This window comes from Psychrobacter sp. CX16 (assembly GCF_057396245.1).
The window spans coordinates 37651-64649 of sequence record NZ_JBXYJF010000006.1; the positions used below are offsets into that span (position 1 = coordinate 37651).

Annotated in this window: 21 protein-coding genes; 3 read left to right on the plus strand and 18 right to left on the minus strand. The window is 40.4% G+C overall.

The genetic code is table 11. The features are described from left to right. Positions 1-66 precede the first annotated feature (66 nt). From phaC to phbB, 3 genes are all read right to left on the minus strand, one after another. Positions 67-2274 (minus strand): class I poly(R)-hydroxyalkanoic acid synthase, encoded by a 2208-nt coding sequence (phaC, locus tag AC2SLM_RS03635; RefSeq protein ID WP_486552059.1) that lies wholly within the window; start codon positions 2272-2274, stop codon positions 67-69. 321 nt (positions 2275-2595) lie between these two features. Then, a complete protein-coding gene (locus AC2SLM_RS03640) occupies positions 2596-3174 on the minus strand; it encodes a phasin family protein (protein ID WP_486552060.1) in 579 nt (192 codons plus the stop codon). Between the two features lie 91 nt (positions 3175-3265). Then, positions 3266-4012: an acetoacetyl-CoA reductase gene (gene phbB, locus AC2SLM_RS03645; RefSeq protein WP_486552147.1), complete on the minus strand. Its 747-nt coding sequence runs from the start codon at positions 4010-4012 to the stop codon at positions 3266-3268. 489 nt (positions 4013-4501) lie between these two features. Here phbB and AC2SLM_RS03650 point away from each other — a divergent pair, with 489 nt between their 5' ends. Both AC2SLM_RS03650 and AC2SLM_RS03655 read left to right on the plus strand, forming a co-directional pair. Further along, positions 4502-4768 carry a cory-CC-star protein gene (locus tag AC2SLM_RS03650; protein WP_486552062.1) on the plus strand — a complete coding sequence of 89 codons (267 nt, stop codon included), beginning with the start codon at positions 4502-4504 and terminating at the stop codon, positions 4766-4768. A gap of 82 nt (positions 4769-4850) precedes the next feature. Then, complete coding sequence (locus tag AC2SLM_RS03655) at positions 4851-5846, plus strand: ArsA family ATPase (protein WP_486552063.1); 996 nt, start codon at positions 4851-4853, stop codon at positions 5844-5846. 10 nt (positions 5847-5856) lie between these two features. Here AC2SLM_RS03655 and AC2SLM_RS03660 read toward each other — a convergent pair whose 3' ends face one another. From AC2SLM_RS03660 to AC2SLM_RS03730, 15 genes are all read right to left on the minus strand, one after another. Beyond that, entirely contained in the window at positions 5857-7518 is a 1662-nt protein-coding gene (locus tag AC2SLM_RS03660; RefSeq protein ID WP_486552065.1) for a DUF3482 domain-containing protein, read from the minus strand. A gap of 58 nt (positions 7519-7576) precedes the next feature. Further along, positions 7577-8521, minus strand: a complete 945-nt coding sequence (locus tag AC2SLM_RS03665) for a sterol desaturase family protein (protein ID WP_486552066.1) — start codon at positions 8519-8521, stop codon at positions 7577-7579. Between the two features lie 19 nt (positions 8522-8540). Continuing rightward, positions 8541-9878: a DUF2868 domain-containing protein gene (locus AC2SLM_RS03670; RefSeq protein WP_486552067.1), complete on the minus strand. Its 1338-nt coding sequence runs from the start codon at positions 9876-9878 to the stop codon at positions 8541-8543. 258 nt (positions 9879-10136) lie between these two features. Beyond that, positions 10137-10727 (minus strand): GNAT family N-acetyltransferase, encoded by a 591-nt coding sequence (locus AC2SLM_RS03675; RefSeq protein ID WP_486552069.1) that lies wholly within the window; start codon positions 10725-10727, stop codon positions 10137-10139. A 20-nt stretch (positions 10728-10747) separates the two neighbouring features. Continuing rightward, positions 10748-12595, minus strand: coding sequence for an ABC transporter ATP-binding protein (locus AC2SLM_RS03680; protein ID WP_486552070.1), 1848 nt, complete (start codon positions 12593-12595; stop codon positions 10748-10750). A 272-nt stretch (positions 12596-12867) separates the two neighbouring features. Further along, positions 12868-13134 (minus strand): hypothetical protein, encoded by a 267-nt coding sequence (locus AC2SLM_RS03685; protein ID WP_486552071.1) that lies wholly within the window; start codon positions 13132-13134, stop codon positions 12868-12870. Between the two features lie 73 nt (positions 13135-13207). After that, on the minus strand, positions 13208-14431 hold the full coding sequence (gene prpF / locus AC2SLM_RS03690) for a 2-methylaconitate cis-trans isomerase PrpF (protein ID WP_486552073.1): 1224 nt from the start codon (positions 14429-14431) through the stop codon (positions 13208-13210). Between the two features lie 160 nt (positions 14432-14591). Further along, positions 14592-17246: a Fe/S-dependent 2-methylisocitrate dehydratase AcnD gene (acnD, locus tag AC2SLM_RS03695; RefSeq protein ID WP_486552148.1), complete on the minus strand. Its 2655-nt coding sequence runs from the start codon at positions 17244-17246 to the stop codon at positions 14592-14594. Between the two features lie 310 nt (positions 17247-17556). Then, positions 17557-18687, minus strand: a complete 1131-nt coding sequence (gene prpC, locus AC2SLM_RS03700; RefSeq protein ID WP_486552075.1) for a bifunctional 2-methylcitrate synthase/citrate synthase — start codon at positions 18685-18687, stop codon at positions 17557-17559. 141 nt (positions 18688-18828) lie between these two features. Further along, complete coding sequence (gene prpB, locus AC2SLM_RS03705) at positions 18829-19722, minus strand: methylisocitrate lyase (protein ID WP_486541075.1); 894 nt, start codon at positions 19720-19722, stop codon at positions 18829-18831. 342 nt (positions 19723-20064) lie between these two features. After that, positions 20065-21021 (minus strand): LysR family transcriptional regulator, encoded by a 957-nt coding sequence (locus AC2SLM_RS03710; RefSeq protein ID WP_486552077.1) that lies wholly within the window; start codon positions 21019-21021, stop codon positions 20065-20067. A 96-nt stretch (positions 21022-21117) separates the two neighbouring features. Then, a complete protein-coding gene (locus AC2SLM_RS03715) occupies positions 21118-21867 on the minus strand; it encodes a hypothetical protein (RefSeq protein WP_486552079.1) in 750 nt (249 codons plus the stop codon). A 228-nt stretch (positions 21868-22095) separates the two neighbouring features. Beyond that, positions 22096-23358: an NRAMP family divalent metal transporter gene (locus tag AC2SLM_RS03720; protein WP_486552080.1), complete on the minus strand. Its 1263-nt coding sequence runs from the start codon at positions 23356-23358 to the stop codon at positions 22096-22098. 92 nt (positions 23359-23450) lie between these two features. Beyond that, positions 23451-24728, minus strand: a complete 1278-nt coding sequence (locus tag AC2SLM_RS03725) for an NRAMP family divalent metal transporter (RefSeq protein WP_486552082.1) — start codon at positions 24726-24728, stop codon at positions 23451-23453. A gap of 266 nt (positions 24729-24994) precedes the next feature. Next, the gene (locus tag AC2SLM_RS03730; RefSeq protein ID WP_486552083.1) at positions 24995-25651 is read right to left on the minus strand and encodes a TetR/AcrR family transcriptional regulator; all 657 of its coding nucleotides are present in this window, start codon (positions 25649-25651) and stop codon (positions 24995-24997) included. Positions 25652-25844: 193 nt separating this feature from the next. On the opposite strand from AC2SLM_RS03730, the gene AC2SLM_RS03735 reads away from it, so the two are divergent. Continuing rightward, on the plus strand, positions 25845-26996 hold the full coding sequence (locus AC2SLM_RS03735) for an acyl-CoA dehydrogenase family protein (protein WP_486552085.1): 1152 nt from the start codon (positions 25845-25847) through the stop codon (positions 26994-26996). Positions 26997-26999 lie beyond the last annotated feature (3 nt).

The window sequence follows — 26999 nt, forward strand, 5'->3', positions numbered from 1 at the left end:
AAGTAAATGATTGATAAAATAAATGATCTTCAAAAAAAACGATTTAAATACTTACACAAGACTTATCTAAACACTAGTTGGTCTCAAAGCCTCGTCTGCCCTAATAAGTACATATTCTCCTGGTGCATCACACAGTACTTGCCATTTATTACCTGTGTAATCTATACCAGGTTGTCTTTTATCGACCTCACCATTCGTATATTTTTGAATCCATTCTCCCCAATGTAGCCACCAGCTACGCTCTTGTTTTTCTGCTTTATCAAACCACTCATCAGGATCGGTAACATTTTCATCGTGAGTATAAAAGCCGTATTTACCTGTAGGCGGATTGATGATACCTGCTACATGCCCAGACTCTCCCAGTACAAAGGTGACATCGCCGCCTAGAACTTGAGTGGACTGGTAACTGCCCTTCCATTTAACAATATGGTCTTGCAAGGTGGCGACGACATAAGTTGGGGTGGTGACTTTTGATAAATCAATCTTTATGTTAGAGAACTTCAGTTGACCTTTCTGGATCAGCTTATTGCCGAGATACATATCACGCAAAATAAAGCTATGTAGAGCAGCGGTGACGTTTGTACAATCAGAATTCCAATATAATAAATCGAACGGAGTAGGGCGCTCACCTTTAAGGTAGTTTTGGATATAGTAGTTCCAATAAAGGCTATTCTCTCGTAAGAGACTAAAAGCAACGCCCATCATACGTCCATCAAAAACCCCTTTTTGGTTGCCTTCCTGCTCAAGCGCACTAACAATACGTTCATCAATAAAGACACCCAAATCTCCTGGGTCATTAAAGTCGAATATTGTGGTCCAAAAAGTGGCACTAGCAATGCGCTCAGCTTGATGGTTCTCCGTTAGCCAAGATAAGGTCAACGCAAGCAGCATACCCCCGATGCAATAACCAATAACATTCGCATCAGGCTCACCTGTTATTTCACTAATCACATCTAGTGCAGTCAGTAATCCTTCATGCATATAGGTTTCCATATCCACGTCTTTATAGGCTCTAGTAGGATTAACCCAAGATATGACAAAGACACTATGTCCCTCAGCTAAAGCCCAGCGGATGTACGAGTTTTTTTCTTTAAGATCAATAATATAAAATTTGTTTATCCACGGCGGTACGATCAATAAGGGGCGCTTATGTACTTTGGTAGTTGTAGGATTATATTGAATTAATTCAAACATACGATTACGAAATACGACCTTGCCCGCCGTGGTTGCGATATTCTCACCAAGCTTAAAAGCACTATCATCAGTCATACTAATATTCAGAACATGAGCACTTTTTTCCATATCTTCTGCGAGCTGTTTTAATCCTTGTATAAGGTTTCTGCCACCTGTCTCTTTAGTGAGTCGCAATACCTCAGGATTGCTCCATAAGAAATTACTGGGCGCAATTGCATTTAGCCATTGCCGAGTAAAAAAGGACAGACGTTGTCTTGTTTTTTCATCGATGCCTTCAGCGCTATCAATGGTATTCATCATACTGCTTACGGTTAATAGATAACTTTGTTTTAAATAGTCAAATAATGGATTACTTGTCCAATCCTCATCATTAAAACGTTTATCTCCTTTTTCAGGGGTAATAAGTGGCTCAGTTTTATTTCCTGATATAGTCATCAATGTATTTTGATACAACTTAATTTGTTTCTGCCATAGGCAGGTTTGCTGCTCAAGTAAGCTAATAGGACTTTTATCTATAACAGCGGAAGCAAAATGTTGCCATTCATCCAAGACATCAAAAAAAATGGATTGGCTAGTAGCACTTTTATTAGTCATACGTTTTAGGGTTTCATTTAAAAATCTTTTGCTTAATTCATTCAGGTTTTCTATAACTTCTTCTATAAATTGGCTGGCATCTTGTTTTTGTTTGTTAGTTGTTTTATTAATAGAGAGGGTATTAGTATTAGATTTTTTGTTATCAAGCTCTTTACTCTCATTTTCATCACTATCTTGTTGTTTATCATTTAAGTGTGCTGAATGAGGTGTTGAATGAATAGGCATCATAAAATGGCTGAAGTAATCAATAGACTCCTGCCAAATTTTCATATTCGTTTCGATAGGGTTAATTGGTTCTTTGGTATCAATGAGAAGCGATTGTCCTAACTCATTAAAATAGTTCAACTGATTTAAATAATATTGACTGAATTCATTGAAATAAAATGGATTATTCATTGTAATTTGATTATTTGAGTAGTGAGATGGTTGATTTATTTGATCATCAGTAGCATTATCTTTTTGACTATCAGTTTGATTGCTATACATGTTAATACCCATGTCTAAATTGATTTTGCAAGAAGTTCAAGCGAAATAGCGGGGACGGGGATAGTAGAAAATAGAAAAAAGTATAAAATAGAGGATATTTAAAACAATTATTGAAAATCTTATTAAAAACAAGGTGGGATACTAACTAATGCTATCCCACCCTGCTGAAAATTGCGTATTAGTAAAAGTTAAGTCTCATAGCAAAAGTAACTTACTACATGTTTGCACCTATTTTTAACGCTTATTTCTTATATTTATGTCTTTAAGAACAGGGAGTAAATAATAGATAGTTACTAGAAGAACAAGAAGACTATTACTTAATTATAATTTGGGTTTGACATCTGTCTTGGCTGTAGAACCCGTTGTTTTTACACTTTCAGTACTGGCAGAACTAGTAGTAGGTTTTGTAGCCGCTTTGGTAGCAGTTTTTACGGCGTCAGTCGCTTGTTCAGTCGCTTGTTCAGCCATTTTGCTCATATTTTCGGTAAATTCTTGAGCTGTTTTTGCAGCTTGGTCAGCTGTTTTCTGCATATTTTCCTGCATTTGCTCATTCGTATCACCATATACTTCAGTCATAACCTGAACAACCTCTTCTTGCATATTTTTACCAAGTTCAGTAAGACGCTGAGCGTCAGAAAGCATTTGTTGACTAATACCATTTAGCATTTCTGCTTGCTTGCTACTAAAATCCTTAGCTGACTCAGGAGAGTCAATTTCTGCAACTTGACGCAAACTTTCTAGACCAATTTCAGAGTAAGAACGCATTGTATTTAATGAAAACTCAGTCATCTGTTCAGCATTTTTTAAAAAGGCTTTATTTAACTTTGATAAAGGCTCAAACATTTTTTGAGCATTATCGTTCAGTTGATTGATAAAATCTTGTTGATTTGAAAATGACATTTTATTTCTCCAGTTATTAGCAGTTTAGTGAACACAAGGCTATTTATAGCGGTATATAACGAGACAACTTTAGTAAAGTAAAAAATCAAAATTAAGACATATACTGACCGCCATTGACCGATATGGTTTCTCCGGTGACAAATATGGCGTCATCACTAATAAGATACATACAAGCTGCGGCGATTTCGCTTGCACAAGCCAAACGATTCATTGGAATTGTAGATTTAATTTTATCCATAATATGTTCAGGCACAGCTTCTACCATTGGCGTAAGAGTATAACCTGGAGCGACGACATTGGCGGTAATAAATGAGCTAGCACCTTCGTAAGCCAGCGCTTTAGTAAAGCCTATAATTCCAGCTTTAGCAGCGGAATAGTTGGTCTGACCATATTGACCACGAAGTCCATTTATAGAGCTGATATTGACTATTCGGCCTGACTTTTGTTTGAGCATTTTTAAAAATACAGGGTGAATAACGGTATATAACGACATTAAATTAGTATCAATAACCTGTTTCCATTGCTCAAAAGTCATTTTCTTAAAGCTACTATCACGGGTGATACCTGCGCTATTTATCAAAGCATAAATGTTTTCATATTTATCAATGGTATGCTGTATGGCTTGATTCGTTAATTCATGATTGCTTAAATCTACTGCTAGAAATTCAAAATTATTGGGGTCGAAGTTGTTATCCTTACACCATTTATCTATACGCTGCGGATTTTCCGCACTTAAGGTTGCGATAATAAAATAGTCATTTTCGATTAATTTATGACAAATAGCAGTGCCGATACCACCTAAAGCACCTGTGACTATGGCGACTTTCTTGTCTTTGATATTTGGTGTCACTGCTTGCGTAGCTTGGGACGGAGTTTTAGACATCGAAACCTTCTTTTTAATATTAAGTGACAGTTATTTGTATCGTTCTACTTATGTAAAAAGTATTAATATAAGAGAGGCACATTCAATGACGCCATCCCTCTTAACTATGTAATACAATACTTGCTCTGTAATACAATACTTGCTCTAATTGTGAGTTAGACTTGTTTTTATTTGTCTAGCATTACTTGATCATATTTTCATAGTAATAAGATTATTGGGTTTACTATTTTCTTAATGAAATATTATCTATATCCTTATAATAGCTATGGATTATGACAGTCTTAAGATAAATTCAATTTAATTTGTAAAAATAATATTAAACTTCTATGTCATTTTAGGTTTATCTTTGAAATTGATAGCTGGTAAATTTAAAGAATATGCATCAGCTTATTGGATGCTGTATTGAGGATTATTTAATGATGATAGACGTTAGAGGGGTAAGAGATGAGCGAAGCAAATTCTATATGGAAGCGATTTGTTGAGGGGTTAAATGAGTTTTATCATGCGCCTTACCGTCAGACTCTAGCACGTGCGGCTCGTGATGAAGAAGATTTATTTATGTTACTGCTATTCTCAGAGAGTCTTGGTATCGATAATCCTGCCAGCTTTTATACTTTAGAGCTGCAACCTATATTTTTAGAGAAATTCCACGACTGGCATATTCGTATGGGAATGCCGCGCTGTCCACTACAGCATGGCGGCTGTTGCTAGCCATTAATGAAGAAGACATTTAACACTTAACCCTTATCTATCAAAACCCTTTCTTATACACAATAAACATAAGTCATATCCTATGCAAACATTGTCCCACTTGGTTAATCAATTAAAGCAAACACCTATTATATTTGTTGGCGGTAAAGGCGGCGTTGGCAAAACCACAACTGCGGCTGCGCTAGCCTCTCAGTTTTCCGCGCGCGGTGAAAAAACCTTGGTTATCTCAACCGATCCAGCACACAGTCTAGGTGACGTGTTTAACCAATCTTTGAGTCATTCCATTACCGCACTGACACCGAATCTTGATGCGTTAGAGTTGGACCCAGATATTATTATCGATGAGCACTTTGCTCGGGTAGAGCGTACGATCAGCAGCTATGCCAATCCTGACATGATGCCGAAGATTAAGCAGCATCTACAGCTGTCAAAAAGTGCGCCAGGCGCGCAAGAAGCGGCCATGCTAGAGGCCATTTGTCGTTATTTGGTGGATACCTTAGAGAGTGGTGTATATGAGCATATAATTTTTGATACGGCACCGACAGGACATACCTTACGGCTACTGATGCTACCTGAGATGATGGAAGCATGGACGGATGGTTTACTGACTCAGCAGCGTCGTCAAGCCAAGTTAAAAGGTGCAGCCGATAATTTATTCCCACACAAGCCAAAATCTACATTAACCAATCCCTTTGCTGATGCAAAGCCGGTCGACAAATGGCAACAAGCTGTCAATGAGCTCAATAAGCGCAAGGCACTATTTCAAAAAGCAGGTGCGTTATTGCAGGAACGTTCAAAAACGGCTGTGATATTGGTATTAACCGCAGATAATTTACCGATAGAGGAGACGCGCCGTGCCGCCAAGCAATTAACTGAGGCGCATTTGGCACCGGCGGCATTGGTGGTTAATCAGCTAATTTCCCCGCAGCAAAGTGACGATTTCTGGAAAAATAGAGCAGCCCGCCAGCAAAGACTGCTTGCAGATATCAAGCAGTTCTTTGAAGCGTATCCATTATATGAGGTATATTTGCAGCCGTCTGATATTCGCGGTGTCGATGCGCTTGAAAGACTTAGTTAGCATAAGAGCGCTACTGTTTATCTTCCCGTCTAGAGCGTTTTAATTTATCGGATAGTGACCATGCAGCATCTGCTCTGAGTTCTGCCGCGACATCGCTTTTGCCACTAGATAGACCGCTCCACTGCGGTTTACCACGTGCTTTTTTGAGCTCGCTAGGTAATTTATTCGGGTCCCAAGGCGGCGTTGTAGTTTCTTGCAGCTCCGTAATGGGCGTATCTTCTGTGGCTGCATGACCACGGTGACGCAGTGAAGCCAATAAATCTAGCGAGCGCGTTGCCAATAAGGTTAGGGTTGCTGGATCAATATACAATCGCTTTACGCCGCTTAACTTATCAGCGATGCTACTGGTATTTGATAGTATGCCGCCTGCGATACCGCCAATAGCCGCGCCCAGTCCTAATGTTGTACCTAGCGCAGCGGCATCAATACCTAAGCCTAATAACGCGCCAGCAGCAGCTCCTGATGTGGTACGCAAGCCGTAGCTTTTTAATAATTCAGGGTCGAATGGATCTTGTTGATATTCATTAAGCTCAAGCGGGGTAACCACCGCTGTATTGTCATAAAACTTATATAGATTTAGCAATTTACTCTGCATCGCGCGCTCAGACTGACGCACTGCTTCTTGCATCTCAGTCAAGACCGGCAATGGGTCATCATCTTCATCAATCTCACGCACATAAGCGCCGACTTCTAACAAAAAGTGAGCAATGATAATGCTTGCCTGTTCATACAGCTGCGCCCAATCTTCACGGCGACGCTCAATCAGCTGATTTAAAATCTCAGGATGTGTCAGCATGGTCGCAAGATTCTGCCAAAGCGTCATCTCATCTTCGAATTCAAAGGCCACCGAATCAAAGCGCGTTGAAATATGCAGGTTACGACGTGCCAGCATGGTCTGCCAGTCGCTGATATTGGCATCTTGACTATCAGTAAAATTAAACACAGGCATCACGGGAATGGCCGACCAAGATAATATTGCCAGCTCGTCTTTATATTTACCCAACACAGGCTCACGCGCATCAATCACGTAAATCGCCATATCACTGGCCAGTAATTGACGAATCACCTTGGCTTCTTGGGAATAATCGTCTAAATGGCTAGTCGTACTACCGTCTTGTGCATCACTTTTTGCAATATCACTGGCTAAGAACTGCTGCAAACGCTCAATACCATCACGGCGACTAGCCGTATTATCCTCAAGCCAATCCATTAACCCCGAAGCGTCTTCTAGACCTGGAGTATCAAATAGTGCCACCAAAGATTCACCCGTTTGACTATCGCTAATCAGCGCGCGCTCGACATGGCGGGTAGTGGCCGCCTCATTTTTGACTTCACCAAAATACATATCACGCAGTAAAGTACGCAAAATAGAGGTCTTACCAGTATTGGTATGACCGACGACGGCTAGTTTTAATGGCTCGCCACCTGCCAGCGTCTTTTGCGGAATATTATGAATATAATCACTCATGCTTTTGCCAGACGTGTTTTCTGCCAACGTTTCAGGGTCAGTATGGTTTATCTCAGCGGTCTGTGAGTCTGTACGGGTTTGTACGGGCTGATTGTTTGACTGACTGTGCTGAGAAGGCGGCGTATTCGCATCAGAGTTAAATGCCTTATCGCTGAATAATCCGCCTGATGATGATTGTGGATTTTGATTATTTTGGGTAGTCATAAAAAGCTCAAATATATGAATAAATATAAGGGATTGATGAAAGTGAGTCTATTTTAAATTATAAGGTGCTTGGTGGGCTGATAAAGGCTTTAACCTTATTTTTCAGTCCCTTGACAGTAAAGAACTTAACCCACATACGCGCAAAAAACGAAAATATCAGACTAAACATACTATCATTACTGACTTCACCATGAGCACCATAACGTACAGGGTTATTTACGGTATCTTCTTCGACGTAAGTGCCGAACCAGTGGTCAAATATGATGAGTACGCCACCATAATTTTTATCAATATAATCAGCATTCATGCCATGGTGAGCACGGTGATTCGAGGGCGTATCAAAAATATATTCCACCCATTTTGGCAGTTTACCCACGGTTTCGGTATGGATAAAGAACTGATAAACCAAATCTAGTGCATAAAAGAAGAACACCCAGACCGGATGCACGCCAAGCAGCATTAAAGGCGTGAAAAACAGCCACCAGCCAGTGACAGAGTACAGTAGACTCTGACGCATGGCCGTCGATAAATTCATCCTATCATCGGTATGGTGCACGATATGCGCCGACCAAAACCAGTTGGTGCGGTGCGAAGCACGGTGGAAGCAGTAATAGCAAAACTCTACTGCCACAAATATAGGCAGGGCAGTGAACCAATTAACCTCAATCGTAAACAGTCTAAATTGGTATAACCACAGACAAATTGGCAGTACCACTAGCGCCTGAATCACCATCTCAAAGACAATATACGAGCCGCCTAAGTTAAAATTAGTAACTGCACGGCGCACACTAAAGCTTTGGGCATGGTTATGACGTTTTTGATATATCCATTCTGCAATAAACATCAGTAGAAATGGGCCGCCTAACAAAGGTAGCAGCCATTCTTGCCAGTGCTCAGGCAAGATACGCATTAATAAAGGCTGCATGCCCTCAGGGCTGATATTAATAATACTATGATTAATCTGCTCTTTTAGGGCATCCAATTGCCCAGCGATACTATCCATGTTTATTCTCTATTTTAAATTATGTTACCAGACCGATATTACGCTCAGCCAAAGCCGTTTGCCACTGCTGTCTGCGTACGCTATCGTCTGTTGAGTCATCGGTGCTGTCTAGCAGTTGTACGATAAGACCGTGTTTGGCCTGCGTGGCAATCTTATCTAATTTACGCATTGTTCCGCGGTCAGGTAGGGCAGTCGCGTGAATGCCGAGCAATACCTGTAAGTCATGCGATTGCAAATAGTTAAGCAGTTTGTCCATATCATCGCGGTCATCGACAATACCAAAATTCTCAATATTATTATCAGAAAACTCGTTACCGGCATGATGATACCAAGTATTGTCCGAATGTGGATATTCTAATAGTGCGACCAATTTGCGGCCATGAGCAACTTTTGCGACAGGAGCGATGGGCTGCACTTTCTCTACAAAATCATCCTCATCAATCACTTTGCGTTGCCAAAAGTTTAGTATTTTTTGGTAATAAGGCTGATTGATATCGAGTTTCATTTTTTGACGATTAAACATCAGCGCACAAAATGCCCATGCAATCGCCCGTGGCACGATGCCGTACATAAGTAGGCTACCGATAAGTAAACTGGCCCATTGTCTGGCAATAGATAGAGGCATAGCTTCTGTCGCCAATCGGCTCTGAGTAATGGCATCCGCATCGGGTACATTAAAGCCAACCATACTCGGCAGCCAACCAAGCGCATGAGTTAAGCCCATTAATGCCTCATTAGACAGTAAAGTCGACTCCCAACTAAAGCTATATTGACGCACAATCAGCAAAAAGATAATCGCAAACAGCATTCCCGTTAAGGTCGCAAGCCACAGCTGATGGCTAAACTTACTTAGATACCAACGCATACCAGTATGATGCAGCTGCTGATCATAAAGCTCAACCGCTGCTTGAGTCACATCATCTTTACCACGGATTAATACCTTAGGACTAATAAAGCTGGTAATAATACTTGGTGACTGGCTCCCACGATTAATCAAGGTAAAAACAAGCCAGCCAAGCAGCATTAAGGTGTGAAATCCGAGTAGACAGACCAATACATAAAAGAAGTTCACTACATTGGCTTGCAGCAGGGTAAACAGCCCCAGAAAGCCTGAAACACACCACAAGATACTCATTACTAAAATAATGCCTTTGATACGGCCATCAATTTTACTAAGGATATTTGCCAATGCATTATTGCTATCAATACGTTCCGCTCGGCGATGCAGCTTCTGTAGGTTTGAGCCCTCTTCACTTTGCATCTTTTCGGTAATCAGCAGCGGATCTGTCGCAAACACATGATTTCCAGTCTCAAGCTTACGTACCAGCTCCGTCAATTGGTCTTGTTTTGATAGCATGATGGTCCTACTTGTCTAATGACACTGTACGATTGGTATCAGCGTCTAATTAAGAGTACAGATAGTAAATGATAAATCAAAGGATGAATGTATCTATTGTACTCAAAAAACCGCTAAGTTGTGACAGCAATGTGACTTGCTACTAGTTTTTGACATTAAAAAACCTATCAATCCAGTGGGAGTGATAGGTTTTAGAGGCCTTAATTTCACCTATTAATTATTAATCCGCCGCTTATTTATAAAGCGCTAGAAATAAGTCTATATCAGCAAATAAAGCATACCTATAATTCCAACCGCAACGATTAATAGCAGTAGGTTAATCAGCACGCTTTTAGCACTAATATTACTCACCGCAGGTAAGGTAACCTTACGTTTCGGCTCTTGCAATACCATATCAATATGCTCGAGACCATCTTCATAATAAGGCTCGTTTACCGCTTTAAATCCAAGCGATTGATAAAAATCAATCAAGTAGGTTTGAGCAGCGATATCAATGGGTCCCTTGCCATATTTGCTACGGCAATGCTTAATTGCACGCGTCATTATCTGGCGTGCCAACCCACTACCACGATGCTCCGGCAATACTAGCACACGCCCAATACGGGTATTGGGATGCGGTGCGCTAATAGTAGCTGATTCAGCAACACCAGGCGGTATAATCCGGCAGTAGCCAATTAACATTTTGTTTTTATGCGCTACCAAATGCAGTGAATCTAAGTCCAAGTCATCAATATCTTGAAAGACGCAGTGCTGTTCGACCACAAAGACCTGAGAACGTGCCTGCAAGATATAATACACATCAATGGTGCTTAGCTCATCGAACTTTTTTATAGAAAAACTAACACTCATAGTACGGGTCTTATCGATGATTAGCCATTTAATGTCTGGCTAATTTTATCTAAGTTTAAGCTGTCTGACATGGCGTTAAAGATATCATAATAAGCGCCGTGCTTCGCATACAGCTCTTCATGGGTACCAGTCTCAACAACACGGCCATCATCAATAACGATTAGGTCATCGGCATCAATAATTTGTGAGATATTATGCGAGACAATAATAACGGTACGGTCTTTTTTGATTAAGTCTAAACTTTTCTTAATCTGCTGAGTGGCAATCGCATCAAGGCTTGCAGTAGGCTCATCCAAAAAAACAATCGGTGGATCTTTTAGGAACATACGTGCCAGTGCAATACGCTGCTGCTGACCACCTGAAAGCATTATCGCCTCGCTATTATAACCCTCTGGCATACCGACGATTTGATCATGAATAGAGGCCTGCTTAGCCGCCTCAATAATCTCTTCATCAGTGGCATCCATATCACCATAGCGAATATTGTCAGCGATGGTACCAGAAAAAATGTGGTTTTTCTGTAGTACCAGACCAATTTGTTCACGCAGATTATGGGTACTGTAATCGTTTAAATCACGACCATCTAGGCAGATTGTACCACTGCTTGGGTCATAGAATTTAACCAGTAGATTAATAATGGTACTTTTACCTGCGCCGCTTAGGCCAACTAAAGCAGTAATGCGATTCGGATGAATCTCAAAGCTCACATCATGTAGCGCTTTTTTGCCATTAGGATAAGAGAAGTTGACATCTTTAAGCTCAATATGGCCTTTAAGATCAGTACACTCAATCTCACCTTCGCTCTCAATGGCATCATCGTCATCTAGAATATCGAAGAAGCCTTCTGCATAGGTTAAGGCATTATTAATCTGGTCATAAATACGGTGAAGCTCACGAATAGGGGCAGCGACGTTTTGGAATAACAGCACATGGAACATAATCGCACCAATGGTCATCTGACCATTTAGCACAAAGTAGGCAGTCAAGACGATAATGACCACCACGCCAATCTGTTCAATAAAGCTCTTGCCAGCATTATACATAAACGCAATACTGCGAATACGAAGCTGATTGGTGGTCATATCTTTTTGGATTTCCCAGTGCTTATTAGACTCGATTGGCTCACGCACAAAAGATTTAATAACCGTGATAGAGTCAATAATTGAGATAACTAGCCCACTTTTGGTCTCACGGTATTGGCGCATCTGCTTACGAAAACCTTGTAAGCGATTGGCCTGTTTTTGACTGACAAAGAAGTAAATCGGCACAATAATCAGGCCGACCATGCCCACCCAGAAGTTGGCATTAAACATAATAATCAAGGACACGATGGCACTGGCAAACAGCGGCAGCATATCGATAAAGAAGTTCTGTACCAACTGCGTCAAGCTGCCCACACCCAAGTCGATACGGGTCTGCAGCTTACCACTGGCATTTTCATCACTGGTATAAAACGCCATTTTGTAGGTCAAAATTCGTTCAACCACTTTTTGTGATAAATCACGTGACAGGTTGATTCGAATACGTTCACCAAAATAGCGCTGACCAAAGGTGATGAATACATTAAGGATCTCTTTAACCAATAGTACCGAACTAATTAGTGTTAAAAGCTTGAGGCCTTCGACCCAAGGGTCAGGCAAGTCCGTGATACCGGTTAAAGAGTCAATCGTATATTGCAGTACGAAAGCATTAACCTGAGCCGTAAATGAGCCTAGTACCGTTAATATCAAGGTTAATATAAACAGCGTACGATAGGGACGGGCGAACACCGCCAATCGCTTTAGGATATACCAAAGCAGGCGACCACGGTCTTTGGGTTTGGAAGGTGGCTTTAGGTCAAGCGGAACACGTTTGGGAGGTGAGGCCATAAGGTATCATTTATTATTGATTAATTTAAATTAACGGTGATTACTATTAAAGCGCTCTATTCTAACCTCGAAATTACCCGTGTAACATAGTGAAAGTGTATAAAGCGTGTTTAAAACACAGCTGAGCATTGTGTTGCTCAGATAAACAAAAGTGGCCTAGCGAGCGAAATAAAAATAAGAGCCCAAATCGAATTCGACTTGGGCTCTTATAAAAGCTACTACAGTGACCTTTTGTGTTTTGGTATTAAAAATCAAAAAGTCATGGGCACATTTTATTTACTACTCACCAAACCTTTTAGTACTTCAAGCACTTTGGCGCTGTGCTCAGAGTTTTTAAGCTCTTCAAGTAACTCCATTTTGGACATGCTTTTAAAACGTTCTAAGTCTTCCATGTTCAAATCTTTAGCCATATCCATCATGCCTGATAGTGCGCTATCTTCATTATTATCGCCTTTTACTGCGCCTAGCATGTCATTTAAATTCATTGGTGCTTTCTTCCTATCATTAAAGTTTAAGTGGGCATATAACCCGTGTTGCATTTTCAATTCGTAAATTTAAAAAATATCAACATATGTTAATATTATCTTAAAAAACCACCGAATGGAAATAAAATTAAAAGCTATCGGCAGGTACAAAAACTTCACCCACCATAATACGGCGAGCAGAGCGGCTCATAGATACCTTTTTAGCTTGCCAGCGACCATTCACTTGTTCTGTTTTACCGCCCACGAGTAGTGTGCCTGATGGATGACCAAAACGAACTTCTGACAAATTACCACCGCCAGCCGCTTTATTTACTAACGTGCCTTGCGTGGTTGCTGCCGCAGCAATGGCTACCGCTGCTGTACCCATCATGGCGTGGTGTAATTGCCCCATACTCATGGCGCGTACCACCAAATCAATGTCCTGTTTATCAACGGCTTTACCACTTGAGGCCGTATAGCTTTGTGCTGGAGCAACCCAAGCGATTTTTGGAATATGTTGGCTCTTTTCAGCCTCGCTGACATCCTTAAATATACCCATCGCCACACCACCTTTAGCTCGGATTTTCTCAAGTCTAGTTTGTAGCTCTGGATTACTATTAACATCAGGTTGCAGTTCTGTGCCTGTAAAGCCTAAATCCTCAGCATTCATAAAGATGGTAGGAATGCCGGCATTGATAAACGTCGCTTGAACGCAGGCTTTATCTAGACCACAACCTGATAAATCAAAGTCATCCACCAAGTTACCCGTAGGGAACATTGCGCTTGATGCATCAACCGGATCAATAAATTCAATTTTAACTTCAGCGGCAGGGAAGGTGACGCCATCTAATTCAAAATCACCCGTTTCTTGAACGTGTACATCGCCTTGTTTGTCTTGATAGACAGGCACATGGGCGATAATGGTTTTATTGATATTTTGCTGCCAAATATTAACCTCACAAATACCAGTATCGATACTAGCGGCTACTTTATCTGCATCTACCAAGCCCATGTTAATCGCACACGCCCCAACAGCGGCCGTTAAGTTACCGCAGTTACCGGCCCAATCAATCATAGGCTTGCTAATATTGACCTGTCCAAATAGGTAGTTAACATCGTGACCGTCTTTATCAGACTTAGATAGGATAACGGTCTTAGATGTACTTGATGAACCATTGCCTAAGCCGTCAATTTGCTTACCATAAGGGTCTGGGCTACCGATAACTCTTAATAAGAAATTATCTCGAGCTTTGCCAGGTTGCTGACAGCGTTCAGGTAAATCATTTAGATTGAAAAACACCCCTTTTGAGGTGCCACCACGCATATAGGTGGCGGGGACAGGTATTTGGGGGGTGAATACATGTTTCGTCATAATAGTTTTCCTAAATAGAGTTTATAGCTTTAGATATAAATTTTAGTTTTAGGGTAGTTGTTTGTTTTCAAAAATTTTTAATAAAAAAACGCACAAGCACAATGAGTAGTGACTTGTGCGCTTAGTCAAATGCGACTTATAAGCTCATTATGAATTCAAATTAAGCCACACTACCTTCCAAAAACTCTTTAGCAAAGCGCTGTAGCATACCACCGGAATTGTACATTTTAAGTTCATCTGCCGTATCTAAGCGGCAAATTACTGGCGTTTTATCAACTGTACCGTCAGTACGATGAATAACAAGGGTCATCTCACCACCAGCTGATACTTCGCCCTCAATATCAAATACTTCAGAACCATCAATATTTAACGTCTTACGGGTGGTACCCTCTTTAAATTGAACGGGAAGGGCGCCCATACCCACTAAGTTTTGACGGTGAATACGCTCAAAATCCTCAGCGACAACACATTCAACGCCCGCCAGACGAACGCCTTTAGCAGCCCAGTCTCGGCTTGAACCTTGACCATAGCCATCACCAGCAATTATGATAAGGGGCTGTTTACGAGTCATATAGGTTTCAATGGCTTCCCACATACGCATCACCTCACCTTCAGGCTCTACTCGAGCAAGTGAACCTTGAATCACCTCGCCCTTGTCATCCCGTACCATCTCGTTAAGCAATTTAGGATTAGCAAATGTAGCACGTTGAGCGGTTAAATGGTCACCACGGTGCGTAGCGTAAGAGTTATAATCCTCAGCAGGTAGTCCCATTTTATCTAAATATTCGCCAGCGGCGCTATCAGGCATAATCGCATTAGAAGGCGACATATGGTCGGTAGTAATGTTATCACCCAATACCGCTAGCGGACGCATGCCTTTAAGCTTATTGGCTTCGGCCATTGTGCCTTCCCAGTAGGGTGGGCGACGGATATACGTACTCATCTCACGCCAGTTGTACTGTGGATTGGTAATAGCATCATGACGTTCTGCATCGACAATACCTTCATCAAACATCGGGATATAAACTTTGTTATATTGCTCAGGCTTCACCGCAGAGGCAACAATCGCATCAACTTCGGCATCATCAAACCAAATGTCTTTGAGGTAGACATCGTTGCCTTCTTTATCTTTACCTAATGAGTCTTTTTCGATATCAAAACGAATGGTACCCGCTATTGCATAAGCCACTACCAATGGTGGAGAAGCAAGGAAGGCTTGTTTTGCATAGGGATGAATGCGACCGTCAAAGTTACGGTTACCCGATAATACGGCTGTAGAGAATAAATCACGGTCAATGATTTCTTGCTGGATTTCTGGTTCTAAGGCGCCACTCATACCATTACACGTCGTACAGGCAAAAGCAACCACATCGAAGCCAAGTTGCTGTAGATCAGGCAGTAGATTTGCCTCTTCTAAGTACAGTTTTACCGCTTTTGATCCAGGTGCTAATGATGATTTTACCCAAGGCTTACGAACCAAACCTTTCTCTAAAGCATTACGGGCAACGATACCCGCAGCAATCATATTGCGCGGGTTAGAAGTATTGGTACAGCTGGTAATGGCAGCAATAATAACGGCACCATCAGGCATCAATCCATCTTCTGGCTCAACAAGCGGCTGATTAGCAGCGTGAGCAATACCCACTTCCGCTAAATCAGTGGTAGAAACACGGGCATGCGGACGTGAAGGCCCTGCGATATTACGCACCACTTTTGATAAATCAAAATTTAATACACGGTCATATTCAGCATCTTTCATGCCGTCTGCCCATAACCCAGTTTGCTTAGCATATGCTTCAACAACACTAATTTGTTGTTCAGTACGACCCGTTAGACGTAAATAATCAATGGTTTGCTCATCAATTGAGAACATGACGGCAGTGGCACCATATTCAGGTGTCATATTCGATATAGACGCTCTATCGCCGACAGACAGACTTCTAGCGCCATCACCAAAGCATTCAACATACGCGGATACAACCCCTTCGTCACGTAGGAACTCGGTCATGGCTAGTACTAAATCAGTACCCGTTATACCCGGCTGTAATTTACCTGTTAAATTTAGACCAACAATATTAGGCAAACGCATATAAGAAGGGTTCCCTAACATGACGCTTTCAGCTTCTAATCCACCCACGCCAATTGAGATAACGCCAAGAGCATCAACCATTGGAGTATGACTGTCCGTACCGACTAAAGTGTCTGGATAAGCAACGGGTTTACCATCCGCTTTATCCGCAATTACTTGGATCACAGGAGACATTTTTTCTAAATTAATTTGGTGCATAATACCGTTGCCGGGAGGCACAACGTTGACATTATCAAAGGCATATTCACACCAATTGATAAAATGGAAACGATCTTCGTTACGACGTTCTTCAATCGCACGGTTTTTCTCAAAAGCATTCTCTTCATAGCCTGCATGTTCAACCGCTAATGAATGGTCAACAATAAGCTGAGTAGGAACGATTGGGTTGACTTTTGATGGGTCACCCCCTTCTTCAGCGATGGCATCTCTCAAACCTGCAAGATCCACAAATGCCGTTTGTCCTAAGATATCATGGCAAACAACACGCGCTGGATACCAAGGAAAATCTAGATCTTGCTTACGATAAATATGTTGCGAAAGGGCTTCGGTTAAATCTTCTGGCGGGCAACGACGTACTAAATTTTCACATAATACCTTTGAGCTAAAAGGTAGCTTGGCATAGGCACCAGGTTCAATATCATTAACCGCTTGTTCAACATCGAAATAATATAACCCACTGTCTTCACCATTGGGTAATGGCAATGGCTTTTTGTAGTTGGAATTCATTGGTTGTGGGTGTTTGTGAGTGAGAACGGGCTGATTGGGATTTGGCATAGTTGGCTGTCCTTAGAATAATATGAAACTCATTGCAAATTTAATATGTTTTATAAGATATTTATAAAAACTATTTAATATATATCGATAAGCTCGTTAAGCTATAACGTCATTGTCATTTAGTTCTGTTTGTAGGGTTTATATAAGTTGATTTGTAGACTAGATATTAGATGATGAAATAGTGCGTATTAAAAATTAAAAAGGCCGCATCCTCATAATATTTTATAATAAAGATGAAGCCTTTTTACCAATTTAGAGAGTATTACCCACGCTCAGCGATAGGGGGCACTTCTCTTGGTTCTTCACCAATATATTCGGCACTTGGGCGAATAATGCGGTTGTTAGAACGTTGCTCAAACACATGAGCGGCCCAGCCAGTTAAGCGTGAACAAACGAATATTGGCGTGAACAATTTCGTTGGTATGCCCATAAAGTTATAAGTTGACGCATGGAAGAAATCAGCGTTACAGAATAGTTTCTTCTCACGCCACATAACTTCTTCACATTTTACTGATACAGGGTATAACACGTCATCACCCACATCTGCTGCTAATTTTTCAGCCCATTGTTTAATAATGACATTACGAGGATCAGAATCACTATAAATAGCATGACCAAAGCCCATAATCTTTTCTTTACGCTCTAGCATGCCCATCAAGCCTGATTCAGCAGCTTCAGGAGACTCAAAGCCTTCAATCAACTCCATAGCCGCTTCGTTAGCACCACCGTGTAAAGGTCCACGTAGCGTACCAATTGCTCCAGTAATACAAGAGAAAAGATCCGATAGAGTAGAGGCACAAACACGGGCAGTAAACGTAGAAGCGTTGAATTCATGCTCAGCATATAGAATTAAAGACACGTTCATCACTCTTTCATGCAATTCGCTTGGCTTCTCACCTTTAAGCAATTGTAAGAAATGGCCACCAAGCGTTTCAGCATCAGTTATACAATCAATTTTTTCGCCATTATGGCTGAAACGATACCAATAATTGATAATTGCTGGGAAAGCGGACAACATACGATTGGTTTTATCAAGCTGTTGATCAAAGCTTTCTTCAGGCTCTAAATTACCTAGCATTGAACAACCCGTTCTTAACACATCCATCGGGTGTGCAGATCGAGGTATACGTTCTAATACATCTTTTAAAGCTTGCGGTAAGTCACGTAACTTTTTGAGCTCAGCTTTATAGTCATCAAGTTGTGTCTGAGTAGGAAGCTCACCATATAATAATAGATAAGCCACTTCTTCAAAGATGCAATTTTCTGCTAAATCTTTGACATCATATCCACGATAAGTTAATCCTGATCCGGATTTACCAACCGTAGATAGTGAGGTTTGTCCAGCAATTTGTCCACGTAAACCTGCGCCTGATAGTTGCTTGCCTGCTGCCATGATACTTTCCTTTAAATTTAGGTTGCGTTAGTGTAGATATTATAGTGATAAATGGTACTAAAACTATTAGCCATATAAAAACATGTTATATAAGGCTTTTGGTTGATATCAAATATCTTTTTAGACTAGTTTTGATAAACATTACTTCTTCTGAGCAAATAGCTCGTCAAGCTTCCGCTCAAATTCATGATAGTTTAAGAAATCATATAATTCCATACGGGTTTGCATAGTGTCGACGACATTTTCCTGAGTACCGTCATCAAGTAGATGTTGATAAACATTGAGCGCCGCTTTATTCATCGCACGAAATGCCGATAGTGGGTAGAGCACCATTTCAACACCGACATTAAATAACTGTTCAGTCGTATACAGATCCGTTTGTCCAAATTCTGTCATATTAGCCAGTACAGGAATATTTAATACATCGGTAAACTTGCGATACATCTCAATATCAGTTAACGCTTCTGCGAAAATCATATCTGCGCCAGCTTCTTCAAAAGCAACGGCACGTTCAACGGCTGCCTCTAACCCTTCAACAGATAATGCATCTGTTCGCGCCATAACCACAAAGTCAGGATCTACTTTGGCATCAAGAGCCGCTTTTAGACGATCCACCATTTCACTGGTAGACACGATTTCTTTATTAGGACGATGACCACAGCGTTTTTGTGCCACTTGGTCTTCGATATGAACAGCTGCCACGCCTGCTTTTTCCATCTTTTTGATGGTTTGGGAGATATTAAAAGCACCGCCCCAACCAGTGTCGATGTCGACCAGTAGCGGCGTTTGCACCGCATTGGTAATACGGCTGGCATCTTCTAATACATTGTCTAAGCTGGTCATACCTAAATCAGGCAGTCCATAAGAGGCATTCGCTACACCAGCACCCGATAAATATATTGCCTTGTGACCAACTTGAGTCGCCATCATTGCTGTATAAGCATTGATAGTGCCGACGATTTGTAGCGGTTGATTATTAGTCGTTTGTTCAGAGATGGCATTACGAAAGCGCTTGCCAGCAGATTCAGTACTCATGGGCATTCCTTTTATTGTATTTGAGTTAGAATAACTCTTTTTCAAATTAATGAAAGCTACTAGAAAATTAATTAATAGGATATATATCCAGAAATCTAAAATAGAAGTAGAATATTGGTAGAGTACCTGCAAAATGAATTAGATAAAAGAGGTTAGACTATTGAGCTAGCTAAATAATAATAAGTTAATATTTATTATCATTTAATATAAATTAAACTTATTTATTTTTTAAATACTTAAATTCGTATTTGAGTGATTCCGAAGCATTATTATTCAGAACATGAAATTAAAACCTTAAACTTAATTAAAATTAATTTACATTTAGTTACAATTAAAATCTGACTACTTTATCCGCCGATAGGTAATACCGCGTTCTTCATATATATCATATACAACGTCTAAAAGTATTGAAAATGCGGGATGTGTGGGCGCTTGTAGTGCACAAAGATATATAGGAGAGGTTGCATCTTCATGGATTAATGAGCGGTAGCTAATTTGATCTGAACGTACCGATTTAAGACTATCAGGCACCAAGGTTATCCCTTCACCTGCTGCTACAAGACCTAATGCAACCTGTATATCACTAACTGAAGTAGTATGGTGGGGTAAAGCTGACTGTTTTGAAAATAGATGCAGTAAAGGCTCACTAATCAATAAAGGCGCATCGTTATTATCAGAAACTGTAATGGATACATTGGATACTGGTAAATGCGTCTGGTGATATAAGATTATACGGCTATCTTGTAATTGCTTGAGGTGAATATCACTCTGGTTTGCTAATTCATGTGTCTTAGGTAAAGCTGCTACATAACGCTCATGACGCAATAATATCTGGTTTAAATTAGCATCATCATGTGCAAAACGCCCGAAACCTACATCAATTTCACCCGCTTTTAATGCGTCAACTTGTCTGAATGAGCTGATATCTTTTAGATGAATATCTAAACTAGGTAAACGCAGCTTTAACCTTGAAATCACGGTAGGGAGTAGGCCGTATAACACTGAAGGTACAAAGCCTATGTTTAGGTTGTCAGGTGGATAAGCCAGTTTTTGAGTAAGAGTTATGCTACTGTCAAGCTCCCTTAATATAGAATCAACCTTTTCATAAAAGAATGCTCCAGCAGGGGTCAGTTCCAGGGGACGATGATAGCGATCGATAAGCTCTACTCCAATATCCTCCTCAAGCTGCTTAATTAGCCGGCTTAATGTCGGCTGTGAAAGCCCCGTAACATCAATTGCTTCACTAAAGCTTCCTAGTTGCGCCACAGTATGAAATGCTTTTAATCTTTTTAATTGCATTAACTTCTCTTAAAGGTGCTGATAATTATCTAGAACCCGCTTTATTGACCTAAAATAGCTATAGCTGCTGTTTATGATAGCTACTATTAAAAAAGCTTATTCAAAATCCATTGTGTGCCCATCTTTTAAGGTTAAACTGCCCTTAGTGACCTCTATGCTGATATTTTGAGGAGGTTTGATCGCCTCATATACTTTGGCATCGGAAATATTAACGTCAGCGTCGAACTCATAGTTCGCATTGGGTGCCAGAGGTGGGTCGAAGTTTACCAGCGATATAACCACGGGTTTAGGTTTTGCAAAATCAGGATGGTTAAGCATTAACGTCCCTTTAAAGCCATTAACAGGGACATTACTCTTATTCGTCATAACAAAAGACAGTTTTACGTTATTTAAAGTATCAGTGTCACTCGGTTTATAAGGCAGTAAAGTAATAGGGTATTGATCCCGTTGTAACTCCCTGTTTTCATCCGTCTTCTGACCTATAGGATTATTCGGGTGCAATTCTTCATATTTGCGCTGCTGTTCAATGGCCTCGTCAATAGTGACTTGAGTTGTAGCGCCTTGTTGTTGAGCGTCACTTAATTGCATACGCTGCATATAACGACTCAGTAACTGCTGCTCATCGTTAGATAAATCGTTATAAGCATCCTGAATCTCACCCTGCCAATTTTCAAATTCAATGGGCACAGTTTGACTTTTATGGTGATTACTTTGTGTATCACACCCTAGTGCTGCAAATAATATAAAGAAACCGGATAATAAATGACGGTTCCTGTGTAATAAACGAACACCAACTTGATGTTTGGTATATGTAGAGTTTGCTTTATTAATTTTCATACGACTCATAAACTCCCTGTAAAAACCGGCATGTTACTATTGCTATTAAAAGCAATTCCTTTTAAAAGTAAAATGCAGATTAAAGATTGCATAAGCAAATATACAATGAAATAGCTGCGATGCACCACAACTATTTAATACAGTGACCTAAAACAATAGACAGTACTTCAAAAATAAGGGCTGTCATCAAACAGCCCTTATTTTTGAGTCTTGCAAATAACCCTATATATTAGCCCATTAAATGATCTTTAATAATTGAGCCATAAATAACAATGCGATACCACCTAAAAAGATCAAGCCTGCAATACTATATAAGTTCATACTTGGCGATAGTTTTTGATGATTTTTAGCCAATGAATAGTTCAACCATCCAAAAATAGGGGCTGAAACGAAGGCAGAAATCATAGCAAACTTCAGCATTGCACCAAGCTGACCGGTAAAGAATGTAATGATAATGAACCCGCCAACAGCGGTGTAGGTGATCCAAAATAAAAGCTGCTTTTCATCCATTTTGACGTCATTTTTAATTAAACGCCAACTTTCTGCATTAATTCGGCCATAGCCATCTGCGCAAGTGATCGTCGTACCAAACATCACCATGAAGGCCACAAAGGCCACTAAAAGTCTTGACCACTCACCAATAGTAGCGGTGTACATGCTGATCAACTGGCTAATATACGCACCACCTTGTGTCTGAATCTCGACCCCAGTGCCATATTGTACAAAGACACCTAACGCCAAAAATACTAACGCTAAAAGCGCAGTAGAAATAAAGCCGACATTGAAGTCAACCAGACCCTGACGATGTGTTGTGTGATCTGCTTCTACTTTAGCTGATATCCACATTGAATTGATCGCAGAGAATTCTAATGGCGCGGGCATCCATCCCATTAACGCTACTATAAAGCCAAGTGTCGCCATGTTCCAAGGGGAGGGCGCGACAAAATCAGGCGCCATCACTGTAGGCTTGCCAGCGGCAATGATTACAGCAGCCAAGGTTGCTATAGTTAATGCCACCATGATTAATTTGGTCACTCTATCAAGCATTTTATAATGACCTAAAATTAGGATTAACCAAGACACACCCATGACGATCAAAGACAAAATTGTGGTGGAGATTCCTAGATTTTCAGGCAACATAAATCCTAAAATAGTAGCTGCAATGAGCGCTACCGCACCTGTACTAATCACAGAAGCCGCTAAAGACAGTATAAAAAACGCCCATAAATAAACTGGCGACTTTTTGGCATAACCAGCAACTAATGATTCACCAGTTTCATAGACATAATCTGTGCCAAACTTAAAGAATGGATATTTAAAAAAGTTAGCTAGTATTATCATTATCGCCAATTGCCAGCCATAAATCGCCCCTGCCTGCGTTGAGGATATAAGGTGTGAGCCGCCAATAGCAGCTGTTGCCAATAAGATTCCTGGTCCAAAAGTGCGCCATCGTACATTTTCAGAGTGTGCAGTAGACGCTGCTGAATTAGGGTGAGTCATAACATAATGCCTTTAAGTTAAGGTTGGATTGTGTGAAAGACAAGGTAGTATAAGTCGCCTGATTGCTTTGACATAAGAGGGTTATAAGCGGGTTATTCGATAAAACCTAACAACTGTGCTACAAATAATAGGGCAACCGCGGCTAAGAATAGTAGCCCAGCTATAGTATAAAACGTCATTGATTTAGACAGCTTTTGCTCGCTCTTAATTAAGCTATAATTCAGCCAACCAAAGATTGGCGCAAAACAAAACGCCGTAATCATGGCAAATTTCAACATAGACCCTAACTGACCTTTGAAGAAGACAATAATAATTAATGAACCAATAACAGAATAACTGGTCCAAAATAGGATTTGCGGGTGGCTTACCTTTGATTCACCTTTAATGAGACGGGTAGACTCTGCAAGGGCTCGACCATAGCCATCAATTAAGGTAATCGTCGTGCCAAACATTACCATGAATGCCACAAAGGCAACCAATAATCTTGACCAGTCACCGATGGTTGCGGTGTACATATTGATTAACTGGGTGACATAGTCACCGCCCTGAATTTTAATCTCAACACCTGAACCGTATTGAACAAAGACGCCTAAGGCTAAAAAACAAAGACCTAATAGAGCACTAAAAAGATAACCGGCATTAAAGTCAACCAAACCTTGATAGTAAGTTGTCTGATCCGTTTTAACTTTTTCAGCGGTCCACATTGAGGTAATAGCAGCAAATTCTAATGGCGCTGGCATCCAGCCCATTAACGCTACAATAAATCCTAAAGAAGCCATATTCCAGGGTGACATGGCAACAAAATCTGGTGCAATTGGCGTAGGATTCCCCGCTGCAATAATGACTGTAATCAAGGTGGTAATAATTAGCGATGCCATAATCCATTTGTTAAAACGGTCTAGCAGCTTGTAATGACCGACAATTAACATCAACCATGACACCCCTATGACGATTATTGATAATAGAGTAGCAGATGGCGTAAATTGCTCTGGAATCATAAACTCCAAAATAACAGAGCATAGTAGGGTAACGGCACCCACACTAATGACGGCAGATCCAATCATTAAAGTAGTGTAAACCCACAAATAAACTGGCGACTTTCTGGCATATCCTGCAATTAATGACTCGCCTTTGTCATAGACGTAATCTGTACTAAATCTGAAAAAAGGATATTTAAAAAAGTTCGCTAGAATAATTATAATCGCCAATTGCCAACCATAGATGGCACCAGCCTGAGTAGATGAAATGAGATGAGAGCCACCGACGGCACCGCTTGCTAATAGTATCCCTGGGCCAAAGATACGCCAGCTTAGTTTATCCTTCTTTTTGATGTCTAAATCCTCTTTAGTTGCATGAATAACTCTCTTCATAATTTCATCTATGAGTCAGTTGATAATAAGATCTGTTTACCATTGCAGCTGGTATCAGTCGTTAAGTACATCTATAACTTAACGACTGATGTCAAAGAACTCATTAATAATGTGTGTTTATAAAATTAAAAAAATTGAGTTTGATTAAAATGGCAACATGCCTATCAAAAAAACGAAGGGGTATTATATAACGTGAGCACAATAAATCGTCAATCGATAATTGCAAAAATAGTTAGGTAATCTTATAAATTATTTTTTGTATAAGCTTAACTTTTTGTATCAATATCAGGCTTAGAGATAGCACGCCATAACATGGAGAATAAGTCATCAAAGTTTTCAGTCAACGGCATTGGTGAGTGACGAATGACCTGCATGGTACCAATACGCATCACAAATCCCATAAACACATCAAATAAGACATAAAGCGGTACTTTATCATTAAGCACCCCTCGACGTTGACCGTCAGCTAAAACACTGGTAAAGGCATTAATCAGCTCTTTATTTTCGTAAATAGATATTTTGCGAATATCTGAGGTAGATACAGAGGTTAAGACCATCACAGCATCAGGATGAGAGTCCACAAAATCAAAACAAACCCACAAGGTTTTTCTCAGACGCTCTTTAACACTATCAATACCTTGTAGATGATCCATCATTCGGTTCGCAAGCCGCCCGAGTACGATATCCATAATCGTTTGGAATACCGTGTGCTTATCGCCAAAGTATTTATATAAGGTCTGCAACGAGACATTTGCTGCATTAGCGATTTGAATCATTGTGACATCTTGAGCATTGGCGCCAGCAAATAACTCGTGAACCGCTTTTTCTATTTTATCAAGCGTCGCAGGACGAATTTTTGATAGAGGTGCTAACGCTTTTTCATTTAATAGAGTGTCATGATGATCATGTTGAGTTGTTTTCATTAAAGCCCCTTAATTAATGGTAATTATAATTACTATTTTATAGCTAGTGATTGCTTAGCAAAATAAACTTTTGTAATATTGAACGGTAAGTAATGATAGATATGAGTTTTGCTCCAAATCTATTGTAATCATTTTTGGTAATAATTATTACCATTAATACAATAAACTAATTTATGGGTTAAGGATTAACGAGATGGGTATTGATACGTTTAAAAGCAATTGGATGACTGAAGAACATGAAATGGTATATGACAGTGCCTTAAAGTTGTTCCAAAGTTGGGAAGATAAAGACGAGCAATGGCGTGAAAACGGTATGATCGACCGTGAAGCATGGAATGAAGCGGGTGAAATGGGCTTCTTATGTGCATCAATGCCTGAAGAGTACGGCGGCGGCGGCGGTGACTTCGGTCACGAAGCAGCGATTCTTCTTGCTCAGGCTCAAGCTAACCAAGCTGGATTTGGTGGTATGGTTCACTCTGGTATCGTTGCTCCTTATATTTTGAAGCATGGTACTGAAGAGCAGAAAAAAGCATGGCTACCAAAAATGGCAACGGGTGAATTTGTTGGCGCAATCGCTATGACTGAACCGACAACAGGTTCAGATCTACAAGCCATTAAAACGTATGCCGTTAAAGATGGTGATGATTATATTATCAACGGTTCAAAAACATTTATTACTAACGGTCAACACGCCAACTTAATTATACTAGCCTGTAAAACTGACCGTGAAAAGGGTGCTCAGGGCGTTTCACTTATCGGCGTTGAAACAGATGGGCTTGAAGGTTTTGAGCGGGGACGCAATCTTAAGAAAACCGGCTTATCTGCACAAGATACTTCAGAGTTATTCTTTAGTAATGTACGTGTACCTCAAAAGAATGTACTTGGTGGCGTTGAAGGTCTTGGATTTATCCAAATGATGCAAGAACTGCCTCAAGAGCGTCTCATTATTGCATTAAGCGGTTGTGGTGCTATCAAACTAGCTTTAGAGCTTACTTTAGATTACGTTAAACAGCGTGAAGCATTTGGTCGCCCAATTTGGAAGTTCCAAAATACCCGCTTTAAGCTTGCCGAAGTTCAAGCAGACTATTTAGCAGTGAAAGCATTATGTGACTCTGCTATTGAAGCGATGATAGAAGGCAAATTAACAGCACCTCAGGCATCATTAATTAAATACTGGGTAACTGAAAAACAGTGCAACGTCATGGATGAATGCTTGCAATTATTTGGTGGTTATGGCTATATGAGTGAGTACCCAATTGCGCGGATGTATGCTGATTCAAGAGTCCAGAAAATCTACGGTGGCACCAATGAGATCATGAAAGAGCTTGCATCACGCTTTATGTAATCA

What these genes read in the sequence shown, in the direction of transcription:
- AC2SLM_RS03660 (WP_486552065.1), bottom strand. Translation starts at nt 7,518, where the DNA reads ATGACTACCCAAAATAATCAAAATCCACAATCATCATCAGGCGGATTA.
- acnD (WP_486552148.1), bottom strand. Translation starts at nt 17,246, where the DNA reads ATGAATTCCAACTACAAAAAGCCATTGCCATTACCCAATGGTGAAGAC.
- prpF (WP_486552073.1), bottom strand. Translation starts at nt 14,431, where the DNA reads ATGACGAAACATGTATTCACCCCCCAAATACCTGTCCCCGCCACCTAT.
- AC2SLM_RS03730 (WP_486552083.1), bottom strand. Translation starts at nt 25,651, where the DNA reads ATGAAAACAACTCAACATGATCATCATGACACTCTATTAAATGAAAAA.
- AC2SLM_RS03710 (WP_486552077.1), bottom strand. Translation starts at nt 21,021, where the DNA reads ATGCAATTAAAAAGATTAAAAGCATTTCATACTGTGGCGCAACTAGGA.
- AC2SLM_RS03640 (WP_486552060.1), bottom strand. Translation starts at nt 3,174, where the DNA reads ATGTCATTTTCAAATCAACAAGATTTTATCAATCAACTGAACGATAAT.
- AC2SLM_RS03665 (WP_486552066.1), bottom strand. Translation starts at nt 8,521, where the DNA reads ATGGATAGTATCGCTGGGCAATTGGATGCCCTAAAAGAGCAGATTAAT.
- prpB (WP_486541075.1), bottom strand. Translation starts at nt 19,722, where the DNA reads ATGAGTACTGAATCTGCTGGCAAGCGCTTTCGTAATGCCATCTCTGAA.
- AC2SLM_RS03655 (WP_486552063.1), top strand. Translation starts at nt 4,851, where the DNA reads ATGCAAACATTGTCCCACTTGGTTAATCAATTAAAGCAAACACCTATT.
- AC2SLM_RS03670 (WP_486552067.1), bottom strand. Translation starts at nt 9,878, where the DNA reads ATGCTATCAAAACAAGACCAATTGACGGAGCTGGTACGTAAGCTTGAG.
- prpC (WP_486552075.1), bottom strand. Translation starts at nt 18,687, where the DNA reads ATGGCAGCAGGCAAGCAACTATCAGGCGCAGGTTTACGTGGACAAATT.
- AC2SLM_RS03680 (WP_486552070.1), bottom strand. Translation starts at nt 12,595, where the DNA reads ATGGCCTCACCTCCCAAACGTGTTCCGCTTGACCTAAAGCCACCTTCC.
- AC2SLM_RS03715 (WP_486552079.1), bottom strand. Translation starts at nt 21,867, where the DNA reads ATGAGTCGTATGAAAATTAATAAAGCAAACTCTACATATACCAAACAT.
- AC2SLM_RS03675 (WP_486552069.1), bottom strand. Translation starts at nt 10,727, where the DNA reads ATGAGTGTTAGTTTTTCTATAAAAAAGTTCGATGAGCTAAGCACCATT.
- AC2SLM_RS03720 (WP_486552080.1), bottom strand. Translation starts at nt 23,358, where the DNA reads ATGACTCACCCTAATTCAGCAGCGTCTACTGCACACTCTGAAAATGTA.
- AC2SLM_RS03685 (WP_486552071.1), bottom strand. Translation starts at nt 13,134, where the DNA reads ATGCAACACGGGTTATATGCCCACTTAAACTTTAATGATAGGAAGAAA.
- AC2SLM_RS03725 (WP_486552082.1), bottom strand. Translation starts at nt 24,728, where the DNA reads ATGAAGAGAGTTATTCATGCAACTAAAGAGGATTTAGACATCAAAAAG.
- phaC (WP_486552059.1), bottom strand. Translation starts at nt 2,274, where the DNA reads ATGTATAGCAATCAAACTGATAGTCAAAAAGATAATGCTACTGATGAT.
- AC2SLM_RS03735 (WP_486552085.1), top strand. Translation starts at nt 25,845, where the DNA reads ATGGGTATTGATACGTTTAAAAGCAATTGGATGACTGAAGAACATGAA.
- AC2SLM_RS03650 (WP_486552062.1), top strand. Translation starts at nt 4,502, where the DNA reads ATGAGCGAAGCAAATTCTATATGGAAGCGATTTGTTGAGGGGTTAAAT.